Genomic DNA, 22,057 nt, shown 5'->3' with positions numbered 1-22,057 from the left:
TGGAGCCGTCATCGAAACAAACGGAAATATACGAAAAAATTGTGAAATTTAATAGAATTATAAGACCTGTTTTCGCTGTTTTTAACAAAAGTAAAGAAACAGTGAAAAAAAGGTTGCTTTTTTCGGCAGAATCCTTTATAATCTTATTTGTGTTCAGCGAGTGGATCATCCAATGAAACACAGAAAAACAAAAGTAAGCGCCTTTAGCTCAGTTGGTAGAGCAGTAGACTCTTAATCTATTTGTCCAGGGTTCGAGTCCCTGAAGGCGCATCGAAAGCACTGTTTTTGCAGACCTGAGAGCTGCGGGGACGGTGTTTTTCTTGTTTTACAAGCAAAATACCAAAAGTCTGTGTATCAACTTTTTTACATTGCGATAGAAACAGAGAAAAACCGGCAGCGGAGCGGTCTTACTTTTCAAGAGACCGTTCTGCTGCCGGTTTGTATTTTGGATGGGAATCAAATCATTTGCGAAAGCATTCCGCTACAGAAACCGTGCCTCCATCTTACAGATCGGGTTTCCAATTGAGGAAAACTTCTCCTCATATTCCGTCATTACATTTCCTTCTGAGAGAACCACATCGTGGTGCAGATCGTATGTGAATGCAGTGAGTTCCCATCCCTCTGCATTTTTCATCTCTTCAAGAGAGAAGTCAAACAGATCTTTATTATCGGTTTTGAATTCCAGTGTTCCGTCCTTCTTTAAAATCTTCTCGTACCGTGCAAGAAACTCATGTGACGTCAGTCTCCGCTTCGCATGGCGGTCCTTCGGCCACGGATCGGAGAAGTTGAGGTAAATGCGGTCTACCTCGCCCTCAGCAAACACTTCCGGAAGCTGGCGTGCATCCATGCGGATGAAAAACAGGTTTTTGATTTCCGTCTCCAGTTTTTCCCGTTTCTGTACTGCGCGGAGCAGCACGCTGTCGTACATTTCAATGCCGACGTAGTTGATTTCCGGATGCAGAACCGCCATATCCATCAAAAAGCGGCCCTTTCCCATACCGACCTCAATATGAATCGGATTTTCATTTCCAAAAATTTCAGCCCACCGTCCCCGGCAGCTCTCCGGCTCCTGCACAACGAACGGACAGGAAGCAATCACATCTTTTGATCCTCTGATATTTCTAAGGCGCATATGCGTAAAATTCCTTTCTTAAGTGATAAATATTAGAATAAAAGCCAATCATATCCAGTATATCATAGCTCCCGAAAAAGCAAAACAGAAAAATCCCGTTTTCAAATTTTCGAAGTTTTCAAAATACTATATACAATATCAACCTGCACATAGCATTTCTTATCAGCAATATGACAATCGGATTGGAACCATATCGAAATCATATGAGGGACCATCTTTTGGCTATTGATATTGGAAGAAAAAATATGACCCATTGTCTATTTTTAATCAAAAAGTCGATCGAAATCCCACTTTTTTTTACGATTTCAATATGTCAACTTTGGAAAAAAAGGTGTAGAATACTAACAGCAAAGATGCGGGGAGTTTTCCTCGTCTTTGTTGTCTTTTAAATAAATAAGGAGGGAAAGCGATGCTATGGAATCTGTAATTAACAAACTTGCAGAGATCGAAACGGCTGCTACTAAGATTATGCAGGCTGCCGAGAATCAGAAGAAGCTCCAGGACGAGCAGCAGGAAGAGCGGATTGCAAAATTCGATGCAGATCTGGAAGCGGAAACGGCAAAGCGGATTGAAGAGATCACAACAAAACTTCATTCTACTACAGATGCGGATCAGAAAAAGCAGCGGGACTCTGCCGCCGAACTTCTATCTTCACTGGACGCTTATTACGAACAGAATCACGGAACACTGTCCACGCAGATTTACGAAAACATTATAAGGAAGTGAAACGATGAGCGGTCTATTATCCTACAGCGGCCTTACCACAAAGATAAGAGCCATGCAGAGCCATCTTTTAAACGACCAGAATTTTCGGGAAATCGTGGAACTGGAGAGTGTACCGCAGGCAGTTTCTTACCTCAAGCAGCATAAAGGCTATGAGGATCTGTTTGAGGGCTACAACGAAGCTGACCTTCACCGAGGTCAGATCGAGAAAATGCTGCGCCTGACGGTATACCGGGATTTTTCCAAGCTGTACCGTTTTGCAAATGTGGAGCAGAGAAAGTTCCTTGCGCTCTACTTTAAACGATACGAAGTGTCCGTTATCAAAGAATGCCTGAACACGGTATTTGATCACCGTGATGTGGTATTGAACCTGTCCATATTCGACGAGTTCTTTAACAAGCATTCCCAGCTGGACATCAATCTTCTGGCGTCCTCCAGGACGATCGAAGAACTGATTGCGAACCTGAAAGGGACAGAATATTATGCCCCGCTGTCGCAGCTCGCGGATATCGAGCGTCCGACCCTGTTCGACTATGAGATGACCCTGGATCTGTATTACTTTGCACAGATGTGGAAAGACAGATCAAAAGTAGTGACAAAGCGGGATCTGGAAGAGTTGACCGCTGCATGGGGAAGCAAGTTTGACATGCTGAACCTTCAGTGGATCTACCGTTCCAAACGCTATTATCACATGACCAGCGCACAAATCTACGCCCTGCTGATTCCGGTTCATCACCGGCTGAAAAAGGATGTGGTAAAGGCACTGGTAGAAGCCGAGAATATGAGTGCATTTTCCCAGCTGCTGGAACAAACCTATTATGCGAAACGGTATGATTCCTTCAAAGTCGATACGCTGGAATCCATGTATGCAGCCATTATGAAGCACATACTTTCCAGTGAATCCAGACAGGATCCTTATTCCGTTGCCACCATATACTCATACCTCTATCACAAAGAGCACGAGGTAAACCGGCTTATTATTGCACTCGAGTGCGTACGTTACCGTATCAGCGCTGACGAGGCAATGCAGCATATCGCAAAAACTTAATACACGGGGAGGTGTACTCATTGATTGTCAAGATGAAATTTTTGAGCATCACCGGGCCGAAAGCCGACATTGACCGTGTGGTCAACACTTATCTCTCAAAATATGAGATACATCTGGAAAACGCTCTGACGGAGCTGTCTACGATGCAGAATATCACACCGTATATCCAGATCAACCCATACAAAGAGACCTTAAAACAGGCGGAAGATTTTACAGCACTTCTGCCGGAAGACAAGCGTACCACCACGAAAAGACTTTCCCTGGAAGATGCCATCAACTGTGTCCATGGTTTGGATCACACCCTTGGCCAGTTGAACCAGGAGCGTACAGAACTGGAAGCAAAAAAGAAAGACTTGATGGAAAAAGCACAGAAAATCGAGCCGTTCCAGGATCTGCACTGCAATCTTTCCTCCATTCTGGATTTCCACTTTATCAAATTCAGATTCGGAAAGATCACAAAAGAGTATTACAACAAGTTTGAGAGCTACTGCTATGAGAACAGCGATACGGTATTCTACCGCTGCCATTCCGATGAGCAGTATGTATGGGGCATTTACTTCTGCCCGAGAGATCAGGTCACGAAAGTGGACGCCGTATTCTCATCCCTGCACTTCGAAAGAATCTACGTTCCGGACGAGTACAGTGGAACGCCGGAGGATGCTTACGCAGCACTTCAGGCAGAAATCAAAAAGACAGACGATGCACTCAGCGAGTGCTCACGGAAACTGGCAAAATGCCTTTCGGATTCCGCAGAGGATCTGGTTGCAGCAAAAGAGCAGTTAGAGCAGCTCTCCGGCAACTTTGATGTCCGTCGCCTGGCAGCCTGCACAAAATCCAAGAAGGAAACTTTCTATATTCTGTGCGGCTGGATGTCGGAAAAAGATGCCGCTTCCTTCCAGAAAGACATCGAAAACGACACAAATCTCTTCTGCTTTATCGAGGATGATGCAAACAACGTTCTGCGTCAGCCGCCGACAAAGCTGAAAAACCCGAAAATCTTCCGTCCGTTTGAGATGTATGTGAAGATGTACGGACTGCCAAATTACAATGAAATTGACCCTACGATTATCGTAGGACTTACCTATGCATTTATTTTCGGAATCATGTTTGCCGATGTAGGACAGGGACTGTGTCTGCTGATTGGCGGCGCACTGCTGTACCACTACAAGAAGATGGATCTGGCAGCGATCATGAGTACCTGCGCGGTATTCTCTGTGATCTTCGGATTCTTGTTCGGCAGCTTCTTCGGATTTGAGAATGTCATACCGGCCCTCTGGCTGCATCCGAAGGAAGCGATGACAACGCTTCCGTTCATCGGTTCGATGAACACCGTATTTGTCGCAGCGGTTGCATTTGGTATGTTCATGATTCTGACAGGAATGGTTCTGCATATGATCAATGCAGCAAGAAACCATAAGCTCGGCGAGCTTCTGTTCAGCCAGAACTCCCTGGCAGGCTTCATTTTCTACGGAGCCCTTGCCGTTACACTCGTTCTCCTGTTCAGCGGCCATAAAGCTCCGGCTGTCGGCGTGATGGTAGTCATGTTCGGTATTCCGCTTCTTGCGATCTTCTTAAAAGAGCCACTGGAGCGTATGGTAGAGAAGAAGGGCAATGCATTTCCGGATACCGGAAAGGGAATGTTCTTTGTACAGGCATTCTTCGAACTCTTCGATGTACTTTTGAGCTACTTCTCCAACACAATTTCCTTTGTCCGTGTCGGCGCATATGCAGTCAGCCATGCGGCTATGATGGAGGTTGTCCTGATGCTCGGCGGAGCAACAGGCGGCGGCAGCATCAGCTGGCCGGTTATTGTTCTCGGAAATGTCTTCGTTGCCTGCCTTGAGGCACTGCTGGTAGCGATCCAGGTACTGCGTCTGGAGTATTACGAGATGTTCAGCCGGTTCTATGAAGGAGACGGAAAACCATTTGTTCCGTTTTTGAAAAAAGGCGAGAAATAAAAGAGGATTCAGAGCCATGCGAAATGGAAGTGAATATGGCGGGAAGCTGTATCGGGAAAAAGTGAAAATGGCTCCGGATCGCAGCAAAGAGTAAATTTAATGAATTAACTTCAGGAGGAAAACTATTATGAACTCAGCATTTGTACAGGTACTTACTGCAATCGCAATGGTATTAACCATCGTTGTTCCTATGACTTATTACTTCAAAGGTGAGCACAACAAAAATCGTTACAAAAAATCTCTGGCAGCCAATGTAAGCGGCTTCTTCGGCCTTCTGCTGATCGCAACCGTTGTTTCCTTCGCAGGCGCAACAACTGCATCTGCTGCAACAGAAGCAGGCGCTGGTCTTGCAACCGGTCTTGGTTACATCGGTGCAGCTCTTGTTACAGGTCTTTCCGGTATTGGTTCCGGTATCGCCGTTGCATCTTCCGCAAGCGCAGCTCTTGGAGCAATCAGCGAAGACGGCAGCATCTTTGGTAAATCCATGATCTTCGTAGCTATGGCCGAAGGTATCGCTCTGTATGGTCTGATCATCTCCTTCATGATTCTTGGTAAACTTTGATTCCAAAACCGGAAGGTATTGATCTTCACCTTAAGTTGGAGGAATCATAAATGAAAATGTTCTTGATCAGTGATAACGTAGACACTCAGACGGGCATGCGCCTGGCCGGAGTGGAAGGCGTTGTCGTTCATGAGCGCGAGGAGCTTTATGATACACTGCAGAAAACACTGGCAGACAAAGAGATCGGAATTATTCTCCTTACAGAAAAGTTCGGGAAGGAATTCCCGGACATTCTGGAGGATGTCCGCCTCAACCATAAGCTTCCGCTGCTCATTGAAATTCCGGACCGTCACGGTACCGGAAGAGCGCCGGACTTTATCACTTCCTTTGTAAATGAATCTATTGGATTAAAACTGTAAGAATGCCCTGGAGGTGACACAATTGACTACTGAGGAGAAACTTCAGAATTTTTATAATCATTCCCTGGACAGTGCAAACCGTGAAGCAGAACGTGTGATCGGCGATCACCAGAAAGCTCTGGATAAGATCTTCGAGGAGCATAAAGCAACTGCAAGACGTCAGGCAGAAGAAGAAATTGCTGCCGAGACCGAGAAAGCAAAACGTGATGTCAATAAGACACTGTCAGCGGATCAGCTTCATATCAGACGGAAGCTGTCCCGTAAAAATCTGGAATTAAAAGAAAAACTGTTTAAAGAAGTTCGTGAAAAACTTACCGCTTATAAAAAGGATCCATCCTATGAGGAGTATCTGGAGCGCAAAATCCGTGAAGCCGTTACGTTTGCCGGAAATGACAAACTGACCTTATATCTGGATCCGTCAGACGAAGCTCATAAGGCTTCCCTGGAGCAGAAACTCTCCGTAACCCTTACCATTTCGGCCATGCCGTTCCTTGGCGGCGTGCGCGCGGTCATTCCGGAGAAAAATATTCTGATCGATAATTCCTTCGAGACCCTTCTGAACGAAGAGCGGGAGAATTTCATCTTTCACGGAGGTGTAGAGCATGAATAAAACCGGAGTTATCTATGGAATCAACGGTCCGGTCGTATATCTGAAAGGAAACACCGGATTTAAAATGTCCGAGATGGTTTACGTTGGTAAAGAACGTCTGGTCGGCGAGGTTATTGCCCTGACAAAGGATACCACTACAGTACAGGTTTTCGAGGAAACCACAGGACTGAAACCAGGCGAAACAGTTACCGCATCCGGAGATGCCCTCTCTGTTACACTGGGACCTGGAATCCTGAACAACATTTTTGACGGTATTGAGCGTCCGCTGTCCGAGATTGCAAAGCAGTCCGGTAAATATATCAGCCGCGGTCTTACCGTAGATTCTCTGGATACAGAGAAAAAATGGGATGTCCATGTAACTGTTTCAGAAGGCGAAGAGCTGATGGGCGGCGCAATCATTGCAGAGACACAGGAGACCCGTTCCATCGTACACAAATCGATGGTTCCGCCGGATGTCAACGGCACGGTTATCTGGGCTGCCAAAGACGGAAAGTACACCATCCTTGACCCGATTGTAAAACTGAAACTGGAAGATGGCACCGAAAAAGAGATCACACTGGCACAGAAATGGCCGATCCGTGTACCGCGTCCAACCCTGAAAAGATATCCGGCATCCGTTCCGCTGATCACAGGACAGCGTATCCTGGATACGATGTTCCCGATCGCAAAAGGCGGCACAGCAGCCATCCCTGGCGGATTCGGTACCGGAAAAACCATGACCCAGCACCAGATCGCAAAATGGTCTGATGCCGATATCATCATCTATATCGGATGTGGAGAGCGTGGAAACGAGATGACACAGGTTCTGGAGGAGTTCCAGGAACTGATCGACCCGAAGAGCGGCAACCCGCTGATGGACCGTACCACCCTGATCGCCAACACATCCAACATGCCTGTTGCAGCCCGTGAGGCATCTCTGTATTCCGGACTGACACTGGCTGAGTATTACCGCGATATGGGCTATGATGTAGCAATCATGGCAGACTCCACATCCCGTTGGGCAGAGGCACTCCGTGAGCTGTCCGGCCGTCTGGAGGAAATGCCTGCCGAGGAAGGTTTCCCGGCATATCTGGCATCCCGTCTGTCCGCTTTCTATGAGCGTGCCGGCATGATGCAGACCCTTTGCGGAGCAGAGGGAAGCGTATCCATCATCGGAGCTGTATCTCCGCAGGGTGGTGACTTCTCCGAGCCTGTTACCATGAACACCAAACGTTTCGTCCGCTGCTTCTGGGGACTGGACAAATCTCTGGCTTACGCCCGTCATTTCCCGGCGATCCACTGGCTGACCAGCTACAGTGAATACCTGCAGGATCTGTCGCCGTGGTACAAAGATCACGTAAACAAAAACTTTGTAGATATGCGGAACCAGTTAATGGGAATCCTGAACTCCGAGAGCTCCCTGATGGAAATTGTAAAACTGATCGGTAGCGATGTTCTTCCGGATGACCAGAAGCTGACCCTGGAAATCGCCAGAGTTATTCGACTGGGCTTCCTGCAGCAGAACGCATTCCATCCGGATGACACCTGCGTATCCTTGGAAAAACAGTACAAGATGATGGAAGTTATTCTTTATCTGTACAAGAAATCCAAAGCGCTCGTGACGATGGGCATGCCAATGTCCGTACTGAAAGAGGACAAGATCTTCGACCGCGTCGTTTCTATTAAATACGATGTACCGAATGACCGTCTGGATCTGTTTGACACATACAAAAAAGATATCGACACCTTCTACGATAAGGTACTCGAGAAGAATGGTTAAGGAGGGAATTCATCATGGCAATTGAATATTTAGGCCTTAGTGAGGTCAATGGCCCTCTGGTTGTTCTGGAAGGTGTAAAAAATGCTTCCTACGAGGAAATCGTAGAATTTACCGTAGACGGCAATGAGAAAAAACTGGGACGTATCGTTGCTGTATACGAAGATAAAGCCGTTATTCAGGTATTTGAGGGAACTTCGAGCATGTCTCTTACCAATACCCATACCCGTCTGACCGGACATCCGATGGAGATCGGACTTTCCGAGGAAATCCTGGGACGTACCTTCGACGGTATCGGAAAACCGATCGACCGCATGGGACCGATTGACGCAGAGGTAAGAAGAAACGTCAACGGCCTGCCGCTGAACCCGGTTACCCGTAAATACCCAAGAAACTATATCCATACCGGTATTTCTGCAATCGACGGTCTGACCACCCTGATTCGTGGCCAGAAGCTGCCAATCTTCTCCGGAAACGGACTTCCGCACGACCAGCTGGCAGCACAGATCGTACAGCAGGCATCCCTTGGAGATTCTGATGAGAAGTTTGCAATCGTATTTGCCGCTATGGGTGTTAAATACGACGTAGCAGAGTTCTTCCGCCGGACCTTTGAGGAAAGCGGTGTATCTGACCACGTTGTTATGTTCCTGAACCTGGCAAACGACCCGGTTGTAGAGCGTCTGATCACTCCGAAGGTAGCGCTGACAGCTGCCGAGTACCTTGCATTCGAGAAAGGCATGCATATCCTGGTTATCCTGACCGATATCACATCCTTCTGCGAGGCTATGCGTGAGGTTTCCTCCTCCCGTGGAGAGATTCCTTCCCGTAAAGGTTATCCTGGATACCTGTACAGTGAGCTGGCTACGCTGTATGAGCGCGCCGGAATCGTACAGGGCGTAGAGGGATCCGTAACACAGATTCCGATCCTGACCATGCCAAACGATGATATCACGCACCCGATCCCTGACCTGACCGGTTACATCACCGAGGGTCAGATCGTACTGGACCGTCAGCTTCACGGCCAGTCTATTTACCCGCCGATCAGCGTACTGCCGAGTCTTTCCCGTCTGATGAAGGATGGTATCGGTGAGGGCTACACAAGAGCCGATCATCAGGACGTAGCGAACCAGCTGTTCTCCTGCTATGCAAAGGTAGGAGATGCGCGTTCCCTGGCATCCGTTATCGGTGAGGATGAGCTTTCTCCGATCGATAAACAGTACCTGGTATTCGGTAATGAATTCGAGCATGAATTCATCGGCCAGGGAATGGATGAAAACCGTTCCATGGAAGATACGCTGAACAAGGCATGGGAGCTTCTTGGACTGCTTCCGAGAGAAGAGCTCGACCGTGTCAACACCAAGGTTCTGGATCAGTATTATCATCCGACCACCATTGATGCAGTAGCAAAAGCAAAGGCAGAAGCCGATGCCATGAATGAGTAAGCGAGAGGAGTGAGATCGGAATGGACCCGAATACCTTTCCTACCAAGGGAAACCTGATTCTTGCAAAGAACTCTCTGAAACTTGCCCACATGGGTTACGAGCTGATGGACAAGAAGCGGAATATTCTGATCCGCGAGCTCATGGGCCTGATCGATGAGGCAAAAGATATTCAGCGTCAGATTGATGTGACATTCCGCGAAGCATATGCGGCGCTGCAGATTGCGAACATGGAGATCGGTATCACCAACGTACAGACCGTGTCCTATACCGTTCCGGTGGAGGAATCTATCCGGATCAAGACAAGGAGTATCATGGGCGTGGAAATTCCGCTGGTAGAGGCTGATCCGTCCGGACAGGCCCCGACTTATGCTTACTACAGCACGAAGGAGTCCCTGGATCAGGCAAGACAGGCCTTTGAAAAAGTAAAAGACCTGACCTTAAACCTTTCCATGATTGAGAACTCGGCATACCGCCTTGCTGCGGCAATCAAGAAAACACAGAAGCGCGCCAATGCGCTGAAGAACATCACGATTCCGCATTACACCCAGTTGTCCAAGGATATCGCGGACGCACTGGAGGAGAAGGAGCGCGAGGAGTTCACACGACTGAAAGTCATCAAACAGAGAAAGAACAAGGCAAGCTGATAAGGCTTTCCCGGAATAGAGATGAAAAACCCGCTTGGGCCGCGAAGAGATTTGCGGTGCCGGGCGGGTTTTTATGTGTCATGCAAAAAATATGTTTTTGGCTGCACTTTTTGTGCGAAAATTTTATAAAAATTTTCTATCTTTTTAAAACGGTCTTTGCTATAATACGTAAGGCGATTGTAAAGAAAAGTTAAGATTTTGTAAGCTGTAATGCTTTTTGGAGGTAGGAAGATGAAACACAAGAAACAGAAAAAAACGAAAAAAGCGAAAAAAGCAGGGCGCATTCTGCTGGCTGTGTTTGCAGTGTTGATCGGAACACTTGGCGTGCTGCTGTTTACGTCCGAGCGCTGGATGCGGAAAACATGGCCGAATCTGAGCATGGAAGAGCTTGTTTACCAGTTAAAGGCCCCGATTGCCGGAACCAGCCATGATCTTCTGATGAGTTATATCTGCTCAAGTGCGCTGATCGCAGCGGCAGCACTCATCCTTCTGATTCTGGTCAGCATTTTTCTTCGAGAAAAACGCAAAGCCCATGTGGCGTTCGGGATGATCTGTATCGCGGCAGGAGCCGCCAGCATCGTCTATTCCATCAATGACGTGTGGGCAGCACTGGACGTAAAAGATTATCTGAAAAATCAGAGCACGTACAATACCGTGGTAGAAGACAACTACGTAGATCCGGACCGCGTGAATATCACGTTCCCGGAACAGAAACGAAATCTGATCTATCTCTATCTGGAATCCATGGAGAGCACCTACGCAGACAAAGCTTCCGGCGGAGCATTCGATAAAAACTATATCCCGGAGCTGACCCAGCTTGCCGCAGACAACATCAGTTTTTCCAATTCGGAGCTGCTCGGCGGCGGCCAGCCTACCGTAAACGCAACCTGGACCATTGCCGGAATTTTCGCACAGACCTCCGGTCTGCCTCTCAGCATCGGAATCCAGCGAAATGAGATGGCATATCAGGCCAGCTTCTTCCCGGAAATCAATACCCTGGGTGATGTCCTGGCGGATGAAGGCTACAAGCAGTATTTCTTCATCGGTTCAATCGGACAGTTCGGCGGCCGGGAAGAGTACTTTAAAGAGCACGGCGACTACGAAGTAGACGATTACAGCTGGGCTATGGAAAAAGGCCTGATCCCGGAAGGATATTACGAATGGTGGGGCTATGAGGATGAAAAACTCTTTTCCTTTGCCAAAGACCGTCTGACCGAAATCGCAGCAGAGGGAGAGCCGTTCAACTTCACCATGCTGACCGCAGACACCCATTTTGAGGATGGCTATCCGTGTGAGCTCTGCGATGAAGAAAACGACGGCGACAACCAGTATGGAATGGTTCTGCACTGCTCCAGCAAGCAGGTCACCGAGTTCGTTTCCTGGATTCAGCAGCAGGATTTCTACGAGAACACAACGATCGTAATTTCTGGCGACCATCTGACGATGGATTCCGATTTCTGTGAGAACATTGATCCGGACTACACCAGAACCGTATACAACGTGATCATCAACTCTCCGATCCAGCCGCAGCAGGAGAAAAACAGAAGTTTCACCACCATGGACATGTTCCCGACCACGCTTGCCAGCCTCGGCGCCACCATCGAGGGCGACCGCCTCGGCCTTGGAACCAACCTGTTCTCCGGCGAGCAGACACTTGCTGAGAAGCTGACCTTTGACCAGTTCAATGATGACCTCTCCCAGAAATCCAAATTCTTCGAGAAAATGGAAGAGCAGGTAACCTCCATCTGGACCAAAACCGATGAGGGCTGGAAGTTCTACATCGAAGACGAAGACCGCTGGGCCAAAGGCGAATGGGTATCCCTGAACCCGCACCGCTATGCGAATGACACCGAGCAGAGATACTACATCGATGCAAACGGCTATGCTGTCAAGGGATGGAAGCTGATCGACGGAAAGTGGTACTACTTCTCCGTCAAGGGAAGCTACCGCCTCCTTGAAGGACCTTGCGACGAACCGTTTGATGTGGATGAGTCGCAGTATTCTTAAAAAATAGAACATATAAAAACACCGGCTTCCCGGAGACAGATAAAAATCTGTTTCCGGAGAAGGCCGGTGTTTTTTGTTAATTCAGAGAGAGACTACAAAAGAGTGATGTATGATTCGATTATCTTGCCTGGAAACGGTCATAAACGGTTTGCACAATTTCTACTGCACGATCAACATTCATCTGCTTCAGCTGAGCGATAAAATCATCATATTCATCCATAGAAATAACACCTGTGATAAACTGAGATGTTTTTTCGTTTACAATTGTCGTAACATCAGTCATGATTTTGCTGTATTCTTTGTTTTCGTCTGAAGAAATACCCATAGCACTGACATCAGGCAGACAGTTTTCGGTGCCAGCTTCTGCCCAGATATCATAGGAAACAAGATCTTTTTCCGGAACGGCGGCAAGCTCACGTTTCCAGTCCTGCAGGCAGACACGGGAAGGTGGCATAGTGAAATAAGCCATTGCCTGTGCAAAAGTATAATCTTCGTTGGCAGTTACTTTGGAGGTGAAAACTGGAGTTCCGTCTTCCTGATATTCAAAAGTATCGCCCTCGGTACCATAGTTGGCTAAAAGAGCACCTTCCTCGCTGAAGAGATAATCCAGCCATTTTACACAGAGCTCGGCATTTGGAGAATCTGCGGAAACTGTGATGCACGGACCGAGCAGATAATACATATTTAATTTTACAGTATCTTCAGCATTTACTTTCGGGGCAGGAACAGGAACGTACTCGGCATTTGGATCTGAGTTTGCACCTTCGTATGCTGCGATTAATGTGTAAATAGAGCAAAATGCACCGGTTTTTCCTGTGGTAACCATTGCATTGTCCGGAAGGACTGCGTTTGTAGACATAAAGTCAGGATCAATTAATCCCTCACTGTACCAGCGATGCATCATTTCAACATAATCTTTCCAGCCGCTTTCAATCGGTCCGTATTTAACAACGCCGTTTTCCTGATAGAAAGTATTGGAAACTCCATAACCGGCATTTAAGGCATTGGCAAATACATCATATCCAGTATAAGAAAGCGTCAGCGGAGCAGTTGCACCTTCCTGGTCTTTAAAAGCAGTAAGCATGGTTTCCCAGTCATCGTAGGTGACCGGAGTATCCATACCGAGGTCATCGAGCCAGTCTTTGCGGACATACATGCCGGCATATGGTCCCTGCTGTTCTGACATGATCTGATAGATACCGACCATACGTCCGTCATTGGTATAAGCACTGCGCTTCAGATTTTCATCTTCTTCTCCGGCCTTTTCGAGAGCAGCCATATAATGAGGAGCATACTTCTGGATGAGATCTGTCAGGTCCATATAATAGCCATCGTCTACAGCGGCATCAAGACCGTCAGGATAAACATAGGAAGGGCCACTGTTTTTGATCATATCCGGCAGTTCGCCGCCTGCGATCATAAGATTGTAAGCAGATGCTTCGTCTCCAATGGCGGGATGCTGAAATTCAATATGTACATTCGTTTTTTCTTCCAGCTTTTGAAAAAATTCTGTATCACCGAGAGAATCTACAATACTTGCAGCATTGGCATCCATAGGAGTCCAGAGAGTTAATGTTGTTTTCTCATCCACTAATGGAAGAGAAACTTCAGTATCTGCAGCAGAAGTGTCAGAACTTACAGAAGAAGCTGCAGAAGAAGTATTAGAAGAAGCAGAGGTGGAACTGCCGGAAGAAGTGCTGCCGTTAGCACCGCATCCTGCCAGAAGAACAACGCTCTGTAATAAGGCGCCCATGCGTATAGCCTGTCGTATTCTTTTTTTCATACTTGAAATCTCCTTTTCTTTTGATTTTCGTTCTAATGTTCGTGCACGTTACCTGTATTATAAGAGAAAGGTGGGAAAAAAGAAAAGAACCAGTTTTTGCGTCAGGTGCAGTTTGCCGTCAGAATCAGAATTGCCAGAATGTGTTTTGATTGCCGTTTTGCGTGATCCTTGGGCAATTTTGAGACTTTTCCGGGGGTGCGTGCTATAATTTAAGGAAGAAAATGCATGGGGGATGCAAAAGATGAAAGAGAAAAAAATATTTTTATCCGTGATGAAAACGTATCTGGTGTTGGTGATGATCCTGTTGATTGTACTGATTGGCTGTTCTTTTTATTCCTATCAGAGTTTTAAGAGCAATACGAAAAATGCGCAGGTTGCATTATTAAATCAGGTACAGCATGAGATGGACATTCGGCTGGAAAATATTTCAAAGATCAGCCAGCTTCTGGCGGATCATCCGATTGTTCAGGAAATAGCGGAACTGGAAGATGAGCAGCCGGAGTATCAGCTGAAGTATACAGAATTGAATCAGGTTCTGCGCAATGAAAATACGATGCAGCAAAGTGAAGCAGAAACGGTATTGTATTTTAAAAACAGCAACGCTGTGTTTACTGGAAACTATCGGTACCAGGACGAAAATTTGGATGCATTTTTGAAAAAGAAAGGAATTTCTGAAGAAGAATTTCAGAATCTGGTTTCCCTGGAAAGAAATAAGGGAGCATATCAGATTTTAAAATCGGGCACAAAAAGTGCGGTACTGATCCATTTAAACCCAATTTTGGATAAAAGCTATCATCGGGCTGGTGTAGTTATTACGTTTGTTTCTGTCAGAGAGTTTGAAAAAATATTAAACCTGAGTGACTATATTGAGCAGAGTATTTGCTGCATGGCAAACGGAGATCGCTCCCTGATGATTGGTACCGTTCCGGAGGGACAGGATGTGCTGCAGCAGAACAGTTATGAAGAGATTGTGTGCAATTCCGAACCTGTGATGCAGGAAATACAGGGAAAACGATATATTACAATGGGAATATCTTCCCAAAGCGGAGTATGGAACTATTATTTTTCTATTCCAATGTCGATTTTTTATCAGCAGAACAGAACATATTTTATCATTATTGCGGGTGCTGTTCTGATGAGCCTGTTGGCAGGCGTTTTTCTGGCATGGCATTACAGTAAAGCATTTTCAGAACCAATCCAGGAGATTCTGGATACGTTTCGGATGGATGGAGCAGACAGTTATCCTGAAATGATGAAATCCTTGGAAAAAACAATGCTTGTCTATGAGTATAGGCTGCATGACATACAGAAACAGTTAAGAGGAAGTATGCAGCAGCAAAAAGATGAGTTTCTGTTTTCCATGTGCAGAGGTAATATCAATGAGAAAAAAGTACAGGAAAAACTGAGTAAATATGAGATTTCATTAAAAAATGCTCCGTTCGAATTTATGATGTTCCAATACAGGGAGATCGAAGAATCTACATTTTGTGTGAATGGTACGGTAGATTATGATCTGCTGTTGTTTGTAAGTCAAAATGTTATTGAGGAGTTGCTTTGTAAGAACGGAGGGGCTGCATTTCGTCATGACAGAATGATCTTGTGTATCTGTCAGCCGGTGGAAGAGGCTGATGTACTCAATCAGCTGCTGAACCAGATCGTTGATTTCCACAAGGATGTTATTCATGCAGAACTGTGTGTGTTCCGCGGAGGCCAGGGCAGTGAGCTAAGCGATATTCCAGAGCTGTTTTTAAATGCGGAGGAAATGGCAAACTATAAGACTTTCTGGGAAAAGGATATTCCGAATATTTTAGACTATCGTGACAGCAAATCCAGGAAAGCGCTGGAAGAAGATTCTATTTCGCTGGATATTCAGAAACGCTTTTTAAATCTGCTGTCCATCAAAGACTACACGAATGCGTATGAACTGCTGACAGAACAGTTAAATATGGTGGAACAGGGAGAAATCAAAAACTTTCAGTTGGAGCGATACAAAATTTATGGTTTGGTAAGCAATCTGTTGGAAGGAATTCCACATGTGGATCAGCTCGAGAAAAACAGCACGGAAGAAGCAAGACAGATCGGTGAGATTCTGGAATCACTTTCTAATGTAAGATCACTGCAGGAGATCAGGGAAAAAATTGATCTTCTGTTTGAAAAAATTATTTCCTATCAGAAGGGAACGGAGAAAGAAGGCTTTCCATGGGTATGGGAAGTGCAGAGTTACATTGAGAAAAACTATGCAGACCCGCAGATGGATGTGCAGTATCTGGCGGAAAAGTTCCATCTGTCAACATCACATCTGAGCAGAAACTATAAAAAAGTAACGTCAATTGGTGTGAGAGACAACATTCATATCGTGCGGATTGCGAAGGCAAAAGAACTTTTGATGCAGGGAATGAGCGTGCAGGAAATTGCGGAAAAGGTAGGATATGTGGAATCCAGAGCATTGATTCGTACGTTTAAACGGTATGAAGGAGTGACTCCGGGCCAATATCGGGAAACTATGGTGCAGAAATAGCAGAAAATGAGTACCACCACAAGAAAAGGCCATAAAAAAGCAGCAGAAAAAGGAGGGAAGCCACAAAAAGTGGTTCTTTCGAACCGGCAGGGAAGACGATACAATCAGATTAATGATAAGTCCGGCGGGAAGAAAGGAGCACATATGAAAACAAAAAAATTTACAAGGAAGGAAATCGTAAAAGACTGGAAGAAAAACAAACTGCTGTATCTTATGGCGGTTCCGTTGATTGCATTTTTTATCGTATTTGCATATCTTCCAATGGGAGGCATCCTGATGGCATTTGAAAATTACAAGCCAAAACTTGGAATTCTCAGAAGCCAATGGGTAGGTCTGGAAAATTTTAAAGACTTTTTTCAATCGGTATTTGCGTGGCGTGTCATTCGGAATACGGTTGTGCTGAGTATGTTGCAGCTGATCATTGAGTTTCCGCTCACGATCATTTTTGCGCTGCTTCTGAATGAACTGAAGGATTCCATTTTCAAAAAAGGTGTACAGATGATTACCTATATGCCGTATTTTATTTCCATGGTCGTTCTGGCAGGTATCATTGTAGACTTTACCAAAAGTACAGGTGTCCTGTCGCAGATCGTTACCTTTTTTAGTGGAAAACAGGTAAATCTGTTATCCGATCCGGCGTGCTGGCGTCCTTTGTACATTGTTTCGGATTTATGGCAGGGACTTGGCTTTGGAAGTATTATTTATGTAGCAGCACTTTCCGGCGTGGATCAGGAACTGTATGAGGCAGCAAAAATTGACGGAGCAAACCGCTGGAAACAGACACTGCATGTAACACTGCCTGGAATTTCCTCCACCATTATTATTATGTTGATTCTGCGAATCGGTTCCATCATGTCGGTTGGATATGAGAAGACCATTCTTTTATATAACCCTCAGGTTTATGAAACCGCAGATATTATTTCCAGTTTTGTTTACCGAAAAGGTCTGGAAGAGTTTAACTATGGATACAGTACGGCTGTCAGTCTGTTCAACTCTGTGATTAACTTCATTATGCTTGTAAGTGCAAATGTTATCAGCCGGAAGTACTCGGAAACAAGTCTGTTTTAGGAGGAAAAAACATGAAAAAAACAAAAACGTCTCTGGCGCGAAAAATATTTATTGTATTTGACTATCTGGTTCTAATTTTTCTTGCAGTTGTATGTTTGCTGCCGATTCTTCATGTGGCGTTTGCATCGGTTTCTGATCCCAACTGGGTCATGAACCAGAGCGGATTGATTTTAAAATCACATGGTTTTACGCTGGAGGGATATAAGCTGGTATTTCAGACAAGACAGTTGATGGGAAGCTATGGAAATACTCTTTTTTATGTGTTTGCATCGACAGCACTTGGAATGCTGATTACTGTATTGGGAGCGTATCCGCTTTCGAAAAGCGATCTGCTCTGGTCGAATGCACTGATGCTGATTATTTCCTTTACCATGATGTTCAGCGGAGGAATTATCACGTTCTATATGGTAGTAAGAAGCCTTGGAATGTACAATACCCGCCTTGCGGTTATTCTTCCGACGTGTGTCAGCGCATTTAACCTTATTCTGGTCAGAACGGCAATGGCAACGCTTCCGAAAGAACTGGAAGAATCTGCGCGTCTGGATGGGGCAGGACCAATTGCTGTACTTTTTAAGATTGTTCTTCCATTGATAAAAGCAACGCTTGCAACAGTAACGCTGTACTATGTAGTTGCAAACTGGAATTCCTGGTTCAATGCATCCATTTTCCTGACAGACCGGGACAAATATCCACTGCAGCTGATTCTGCGGGAAGTACTGATCCGAAACGATACAAGTTCGGCAACATCCGCATCTTCAGGAGAACTTGCAGGACTTGCGGATTCTTATAAGCAAATTATAAAATACTGCACCATTATGGTGGCATCTGTTCCAATTTTATGTTTTTATCCGTTTGTTATGAAGTATTTTAAAAAGGGTGTTATGGTAGGATCAATCAAAGGCTAAGGAGGAAGATCATGGAATTTTACGAAAAAGTCAATCGAATTGCGAAAACAGAAAAAGGAGAAATTGAGGGGATTCCGGGAAATATTCCACAGTATACGGTATTTAAAGGGATTCCTTATGCAAAAGCCCCAGTTGGAGAGCTCCGCTGGAGAGAGCCGCAGGAAACAGAAAAGTGGGAAGGCGTTTATCATGCAGATCATTTCGGACCGATTGCGCCGCAGATGCGCCACCCGAAAGGCAGTTTGTATGGTGATGAATTTTTCCAGTCCGCAGAAGATATGAGTGAAGACTGTCTGTACCTGAACATCTGGACGCCGGAAGTGAAGGAGGAGAAAAAACTGCCGGTTCTGTTCTGGGTACATGGCGGCGGACTCACAGGTGGATATGGATTTGAACCGGAGTTTGACGGAGAAGCTTTTTGCAAAGAAGGCGTGATTCTGGTAACGTTTAATTATCGTCTGGGCGTTCTTGGATTCCTCTGCCACGAGGATCTGGCAAAAGAAAGTGAGCATGGTGTTTCTGGAAACTATGGTCATCTTGACCAGATTGCCGCACTCAAATGGGTAAGAAAAAACATTGGTGCGTTTGGCGGAGATCCGGATAATATTACAATTTTTGGACAGTCTGCGGGTGCATTCAGTGTGCAGACAATGCTTGTGTCACCGCTTACCAGAGGAGATATTGCCGGAAGTATTATTATGAGCTGTGCGGATATCAACTGGCCGGATCCAGGCATGGGGCAGAAACCGATGGAAACAGCAGAAAAACAGGGCGCTGAATTTATGAAAGATGCAGGATGCCATTCCATAGACGAACTGCGCGGCAAGAGTGCAGATGAGCTAATGGCAGTTATGATGAAGGGATTTATGAAATATCCGATGGGAACGGTGATCGATCATTATCTGCTGGATGAGGCAGTATCCGACAGTTATTATCAGGGAAATTACCCGGATCTGCCGATGATGATTGGAAACACCGCCGGGGAATGGACTCTGGTATTCGGCGTACCGGAAGACCCGGAAGTCTGGAAAGAACAGCAGCGTCAGATGATGGGACCTGCAGCGGAAAAATACCTGGAACTGCTGCAGGTAGAGAAAAAAGAAGACATTATGCGCGCGATTCAGGAAAGCCATTCCTGGATGGTAAAAAACAGAGTATTGTGTGAGCTGAATATCAGACATGATCATAAACCGTGCTATCTGTATCTGTTTGACCACGATCTTCCAGGGAACGAGGCAGGATCCTTCCATTCCTCCGAGCTGTGGTATGTATTTGGAACTGTTGCACGCTGCTGGCGTCCAATGACGGGAACGGATTATGATATTTCCAGAGTTATGACAAAAAGCTGGGCGAATTTTGCAAAACAGAAAAATCCAAATGGAGAGGGTGTACCGGAATGGAAGCCATATCAGCCGGAGAATCCTCAGAACATGGTATTTTCGGAAAAGACAGAATGCAAAGAAATCAAAGAACTGGAAGTACAGCGGTATTTAAAAGAAATTATGCTGGAACATGCATAAAAGGCTGAAAGAAAAGGAACCTGGGCAGAAAAAGCAGGTTCCTTTTCTACATAAAAAGACAAATTCCAGGGAAAAATTCTCCGCTCCGCCTTTTGGCGGAATTTTCTGCATTTTTTGGTACAAAACGTATAAAGATTGTGAAATAAATAATTATCAATTGAATCATCTTACAAAACATGGTAAAATATGGCTATCAATCGGCGGACAAAGCGGAAAAAAGAAAGGGGATTTGAAAACAATGGGTTACAAATCAGACATTGAAATTGCACAGGAATGTACCATGCAGCCGATCACAGCGATCGCAGAAAAAGCAGGTATTGATGACAAATATCTGGAGCAGTACGGAAAGTACAAAGCAAAAATTGATTACAACCTGTTAAAAGACACCGATGCGGAGGATGGAAAACTGATCCTTGTTACAGCGATCAACCCGACACCGGCAGGAGAAGGAAAAACAACAACATCCGTAGGACTGGTAGACGGACTTTCCAAAATCGGCAAAAAAGCAATGGTTGCACTTCGTGAGCCATCCCTTGGACCGGTATTCGGCGTAAAGGGCGGAGCAGCAGGCGGCGGATACGCACAGGTTGTTCCGATGGAGGATATCAACCTTCACTTCACCGGTGACTTCCATGCAATCGGCGCAGCAAACAACCTGCTGGCAGCTATGATCGACAACCACATTTTCCAGGGCAACGCTCTGAATATCGATCCGAGAAAGATCACCTGGAAACGATGCGTAGATATGAATGACCGTCAGCTTCGAAGCGTTGTAGACGGCCTTGGCGGAAAGACAAACGGAATGCCAAGAGAAGACGGCTACGATATCACCGTAGCATCTGAGATCATGGCAGTTCTGTGTCTGGCAAGCGACATCTCAGATCTGAAAGAAAGACTTTCCAGAATCATTATCGGATATACCTACGGAAAAGTAGCTGAGCAGAAACCGGTAACCGCAGGCGATCTGCACGCAGAAGGCGCTATGGCAGCACTCTTAAAAGACGCTCTGAAACCAAACCTGGTACAGACTCTGGAAGGAACACCGGCCATTGTTCACGGCGGACCATTCGCAAACATCGCACATGGCTGCAACTCTGTAACAGCAACCAAAATGTGCCTGAAATTAGCAGATTACACTATCACAGAGGCAGGCTTCGGTGCTGACCTTGGTGCTGAGAAATTCCTCGACATCAAATGCCGTATGGCAGGCCTGAAACCGAACGCAGTTGTAGTCGTAGCAACCGTTCGTGCCCTGAAATACAACGGCGGCGTTCCGAAAGCAGAACTGAACGGCGAGAACCTGGAAGCTCTGGAGAAAGGTATGCCGAACCTTCTGAAACACGTAAGCAACATCACAAACGTATACAAACTGCCATGTGTCGTTGCCATCAATGCATTCCCGACCGATACCGAAGCAGAGCTGAAGCTGGTTGAGGAGAAATGCAAAGAGCTCGGTGTTAACGTTGTTCTGTCCGAGGTATGGGCAAAAGGCGGCGAGGGCGGCGTAGCCCTGGCAGAAGAAGTTGTCCGTCTCTGCGAGCAGCCGAACGATTTCACCTATGCATACGATCTGGAAGGCTCCATCGAAGAGAAACTGAACGCCATCGTTCAGAAGATCTACGGCGGAAGCAGAGTGGTTCTGACCGCAAATGCACAGAAACAGGCAAAACAGTTAGAGGCTCTCGGATTTGGCAACTGCCCGATCTGTATGGCAAAAACCCAGTACAGCCTGACCGATGATCAGACCAAACTCGGCGCACCGACCGGATTCGAAGTTACCGTACGTAACCTGAAAATCTCCGCTGGTGCAGGCTTCATCGTAGCCCTGACCGGTGACATCATGACCATGCCAGGTCTGCCGAAAGTTCCGGCAGCAGAGCGTATCGATGTAGACGCTACTGGAAAGATTACAGGATTGTTCTAATAACACAGGATATTGTCTTGAAAAGACAGAATAAAGCGTGAAATAAAACACAGAAAAAAAGAGACATTCCTTCGTGAATGTCTCTTTTTTTACGTTTT

17 protein-coding genes and 1 tRNA gene are annotated in these 22,057 nt (G+C 46.0%); 16 read left to right on the top strand and 2 right to left on the bottom strand.

Annotation, left to right across the window (positions count from 1 at the left end; genetic code table 11):
• The first annotated feature begins 197 nt into the window (after window positions 1-197).
• Window positions 198-270 (top strand) — tRNA-Lys (locus tag DWX32_RS15005).
• A gap of 211 nt (window positions 271-481) precedes the next feature.
• Here the strand turns inward: DWX32_RS15005 and trmB are convergent.
• Entirely contained in the window at window positions 482-1,132 is a 651-nt protein-coding gene (gene trmB / locus DWX32_RS15000) for a tRNA (guanosine(46)-N7)-methyltransferase TrmB (protein WP_117801545.1), read from the bottom strand.
• Window positions 1,133-1,546: 414 nt separating this feature from the next.
• Between trmB and DWX32_RS14995 the strand changes: the two genes are divergently transcribed.
• The 10 genes from DWX32_RS14995 to DWX32_RS14950 all read left to right on the top strand — a co-directional run bounded on the left by DWX32_RS14995 (window position 1,547) and on the right by DWX32_RS14950 (window position 12,241).
• A complete protein-coding gene (locus DWX32_RS14995; protein WP_022461691.1) occupies window positions 1,547-1,858 on the top strand; it encodes a hypothetical protein in 312 nt (103 codons plus the stop codon).
• A gap of 4 nt (window positions 1,859-1,862) precedes the next feature.
• The gene (locus DWX32_RS14990) at window positions 1,863-2,903 is read left to right on the top strand and encodes a V0D/AC39 family V-type ATPase subunit (RefSeq protein WP_022461690.1); all 1,041 of its coding nucleotides are present in this window, start codon (window positions 1,863-1,865) and stop codon (window positions 2,901-2,903) included.
• Window positions 2,904-2,914: 11 nt separating this feature from the next.
• Window positions 2,915-4,861 (top strand): V-type ATP synthase subunit I, encoded by a 1,947-nt coding sequence (locus tag DWX32_RS14985; protein ID WP_416388396.1) that lies wholly within the window; start codon window positions 2,915-2,917, stop codon window positions 4,859-4,861.
• A gap of 127 nt (window positions 4,862-4,988) precedes the next feature.
• Complete coding sequence (locus tag DWX32_RS14980; protein ID WP_022461688.1) at window positions 4,989-5,423, top strand: ATP synthase subunit C; 435 nt, start codon at window positions 4,989-4,991, stop codon at window positions 5,421-5,423.
• A 50-nt stretch (window positions 5,424-5,473) separates the two neighbouring features.
• Window positions 5,474-5,782, top strand: coding sequence for a V-type ATP synthase subunit F (locus tag DWX32_RS14975; RefSeq protein ID WP_055220228.1), 309 nt, complete (start codon window positions 5,474-5,476; stop codon window positions 5,780-5,782).
• A gap of 22 nt (window positions 5,783-5,804) precedes the next feature.
• Entirely contained in the window at window positions 5,805-6,392 is a 588-nt protein-coding gene (locus DWX32_RS14970) for a V-type ATP synthase subunit E (RefSeq protein WP_158555012.1), read from the top strand.
• Window positions 6,385-8,151: a V-type ATP synthase subunit A gene (locus tag DWX32_RS14965; RefSeq protein ID WP_022461685.1), complete on the top strand. Its 1,767-nt coding sequence runs from the start codon at window positions 6,385-6,387 to the stop codon at window positions 8,149-8,151. The genes DWX32_RS14970 and DWX32_RS14965 overlap by 8 nt, the downstream gene beginning before the upstream one ends.
• Window positions 8,152-8,165: 14 nt before the next feature.
• Complete coding sequence (locus DWX32_RS14960) at window positions 8,166-9,590, top strand: V-type ATP synthase subunit B (protein WP_022461684.1); 1,425 nt, start codon at window positions 8,166-8,168, stop codon at window positions 9,588-9,590.
• Window positions 9,591-9,610: 20 nt separating this feature from the next.
• Window positions 9,611-10,234, top strand: coding sequence for a V-type ATP synthase subunit D (locus DWX32_RS14955; protein WP_022461683.1), 624 nt, complete (start codon window positions 9,611-9,613; stop codon window positions 10,232-10,234).
• 231 nt (window positions 10,235-10,465) lie between these two features.
• Window positions 10,466-12,241, top strand: a complete 1,776-nt coding sequence (locus tag DWX32_RS14950) for a sulfatase-like hydrolase/transferase (protein WP_118660459.1) — start codon at window positions 10,466-10,468, stop codon at window positions 12,239-12,241.
• A gap of 118 nt (window positions 12,242-12,359) precedes the next feature.
• Here DWX32_RS14950 and DWX32_RS14945 read toward each other — a convergent pair whose 3' ends face one another.
• Window positions 12,360-14,024 carry an extracellular solute-binding protein gene (locus DWX32_RS14945; protein ID WP_055267699.1) on the bottom strand — a complete coding sequence of 555 codons (1,665 nt, stop codon included), beginning with the start codon at window positions 14,022-14,024 and terminating at the stop codon, window positions 12,360-12,362.
• Between the two features lie 241 nt (window positions 14,025-14,265).
• Between DWX32_RS14945 and DWX32_RS14940 the strand changes: the two genes are divergently transcribed.
• The 5 genes from DWX32_RS14940 to DWX32_RS14920 all read left to right on the top strand — a co-directional run bounded on the left by DWX32_RS14940 (window position 14,266) and on the right by DWX32_RS14920 (window position 21,959).
• A complete protein-coding gene (locus DWX32_RS14940; RefSeq protein WP_158579602.1) occupies window positions 14,266-16,542 on the top strand; it encodes a helix-turn-helix transcriptional regulator in 2,277 nt (758 codons plus the stop codon).
• A gap of 144 nt (window positions 16,543-16,686) precedes the next feature.
• Entirely contained in the window at window positions 16,687-17,610 is a 924-nt protein-coding gene (locus DWX32_RS14935; protein WP_055267750.1) for an ABC transporter permease, read from the top strand.
• Between the two features lie 11 nt (window positions 17,611-17,621).
• Window positions 17,622-18,515 (top strand): carbohydrate ABC transporter permease, encoded by an 894-nt coding sequence (locus tag DWX32_RS14930; RefSeq protein ID WP_117801541.1) that lies wholly within the window; start codon window positions 17,622-17,624, stop codon window positions 18,513-18,515.
• 11 nt (window positions 18,516-18,526) lie between these two features.
• Window positions 18,527-20,035, top strand: coding sequence for a carboxylesterase/lipase family protein (locus DWX32_RS14925; protein ID WP_055267694.1), 1,509 nt, complete (start codon window positions 18,527-18,529; stop codon window positions 20,033-20,035).
• Window positions 20,036-20,273: 238 nt separating this feature from the next.
• Window positions 20,274-21,959 (top strand): formate--tetrahydrofolate ligase, encoded by a 1,686-nt coding sequence (locus DWX32_RS14920; RefSeq protein ID WP_055267749.1) that lies wholly within the window; start codon window positions 20,274-20,276, stop codon window positions 21,957-21,959.
• Window positions 21,960-22,057 lie beyond the last annotated feature (98 nt).

The sequence above is a fragment of the Blautia sp. AF19-13LB genome (genome assembly GCF_003479105.1).
GTDB lineage: Bacteria > Bacillota > Clostridia > Lachnospirales > Lachnospiraceae > Fusicatenibacter > Fusicatenibacter saccharivorans.
The sequence above is the reverse complement of the archived record's forward strand: the minus strand, read 5'-3'. Positions and strand labels throughout refer to the sequence as shown.

Coding starts and splice junctions, on each gene's coding strand:
- trmB (WP_117801545.1), bottom strand. CDS start 1,132: ATGCGCCTTAGAAATATCAGAGGATCAAAAGATGTGATTGCTTCCTGT.
- DWX32_RS14995 (WP_022461691.1), top strand. CDS start 1,547: ATGGAATCTGTAATTAACAAACTTGCAGAGATCGAAACGGCTGCTACT.
- DWX32_RS14990 (WP_022461690.1), top strand. CDS start 1,863: ATGAGCGGTCTATTATCCTACAGCGGCCTTACCACAAAGATAAGAGCC.
- DWX32_RS14980 (WP_022461688.1), top strand. CDS start 4,989: ATGAACTCAGCATTTGTACAGGTACTTACTGCAATCGCAATGGTATTA.
- DWX32_RS14975 (WP_055220228.1), top strand. CDS start 5,474: ATGAAAATGTTCTTGATCAGTGATAACGTAGACACTCAGACGGGCATG.
- DWX32_RS14965 (WP_022461685.1), top strand. CDS start 6,385: ATGAATAAAACCGGAGTTATCTATGGAATCAACGGTCCGGTCGTATAT.
- DWX32_RS14960 (WP_022461684.1), top strand. CDS start 8,166: ATGGCAATTGAATATTTAGGCCTTAGTGAGGTCAATGGCCCTCTGGTT.
- DWX32_RS14955 (WP_022461683.1), top strand. CDS start 9,611: ATGGACCCGAATACCTTTCCTACCAAGGGAAACCTGATTCTTGCAAAG.
- DWX32_RS14950 (WP_118660459.1), top strand. CDS start 10,466: ATGAAACACAAGAAACAGAAAAAAACGAAAAAAGCGAAAAAAGCAGGG.
- DWX32_RS14945 (WP_055267699.1), bottom strand. CDS start 14,024: ATGAAAAAAAGAATACGACAGGCTATACGCATGGGCGCCTTATTACAG.
- DWX32_RS14940 (WP_158579602.1), top strand. CDS start 14,266: ATGAAAGAGAAAAAAATATTTTTATCCGTGATGAAAACGTATCTGGTG.
- DWX32_RS14935 (WP_055267750.1), top strand. CDS start 16,687: ATGAAAACAAAAAAATTTACAAGGAAGGAAATCGTAAAAGACTGGAAG.
- DWX32_RS14930 (WP_117801541.1), top strand. CDS start 17,622: ATGAAAAAAACAAAAACGTCTCTGGCGCGAAAAATATTTATTGTATTT.
- DWX32_RS14925 (WP_055267694.1), top strand. CDS start 18,527: ATGGAATTTTACGAAAAAGTCAATCGAATTGCGAAAACAGAAAAAGGA.
- DWX32_RS14920 (WP_055267749.1), top strand. CDS start 20,274: ATGGGTTACAAATCAGACATTGAAATTGCACAGGAATGTACCATGCAG.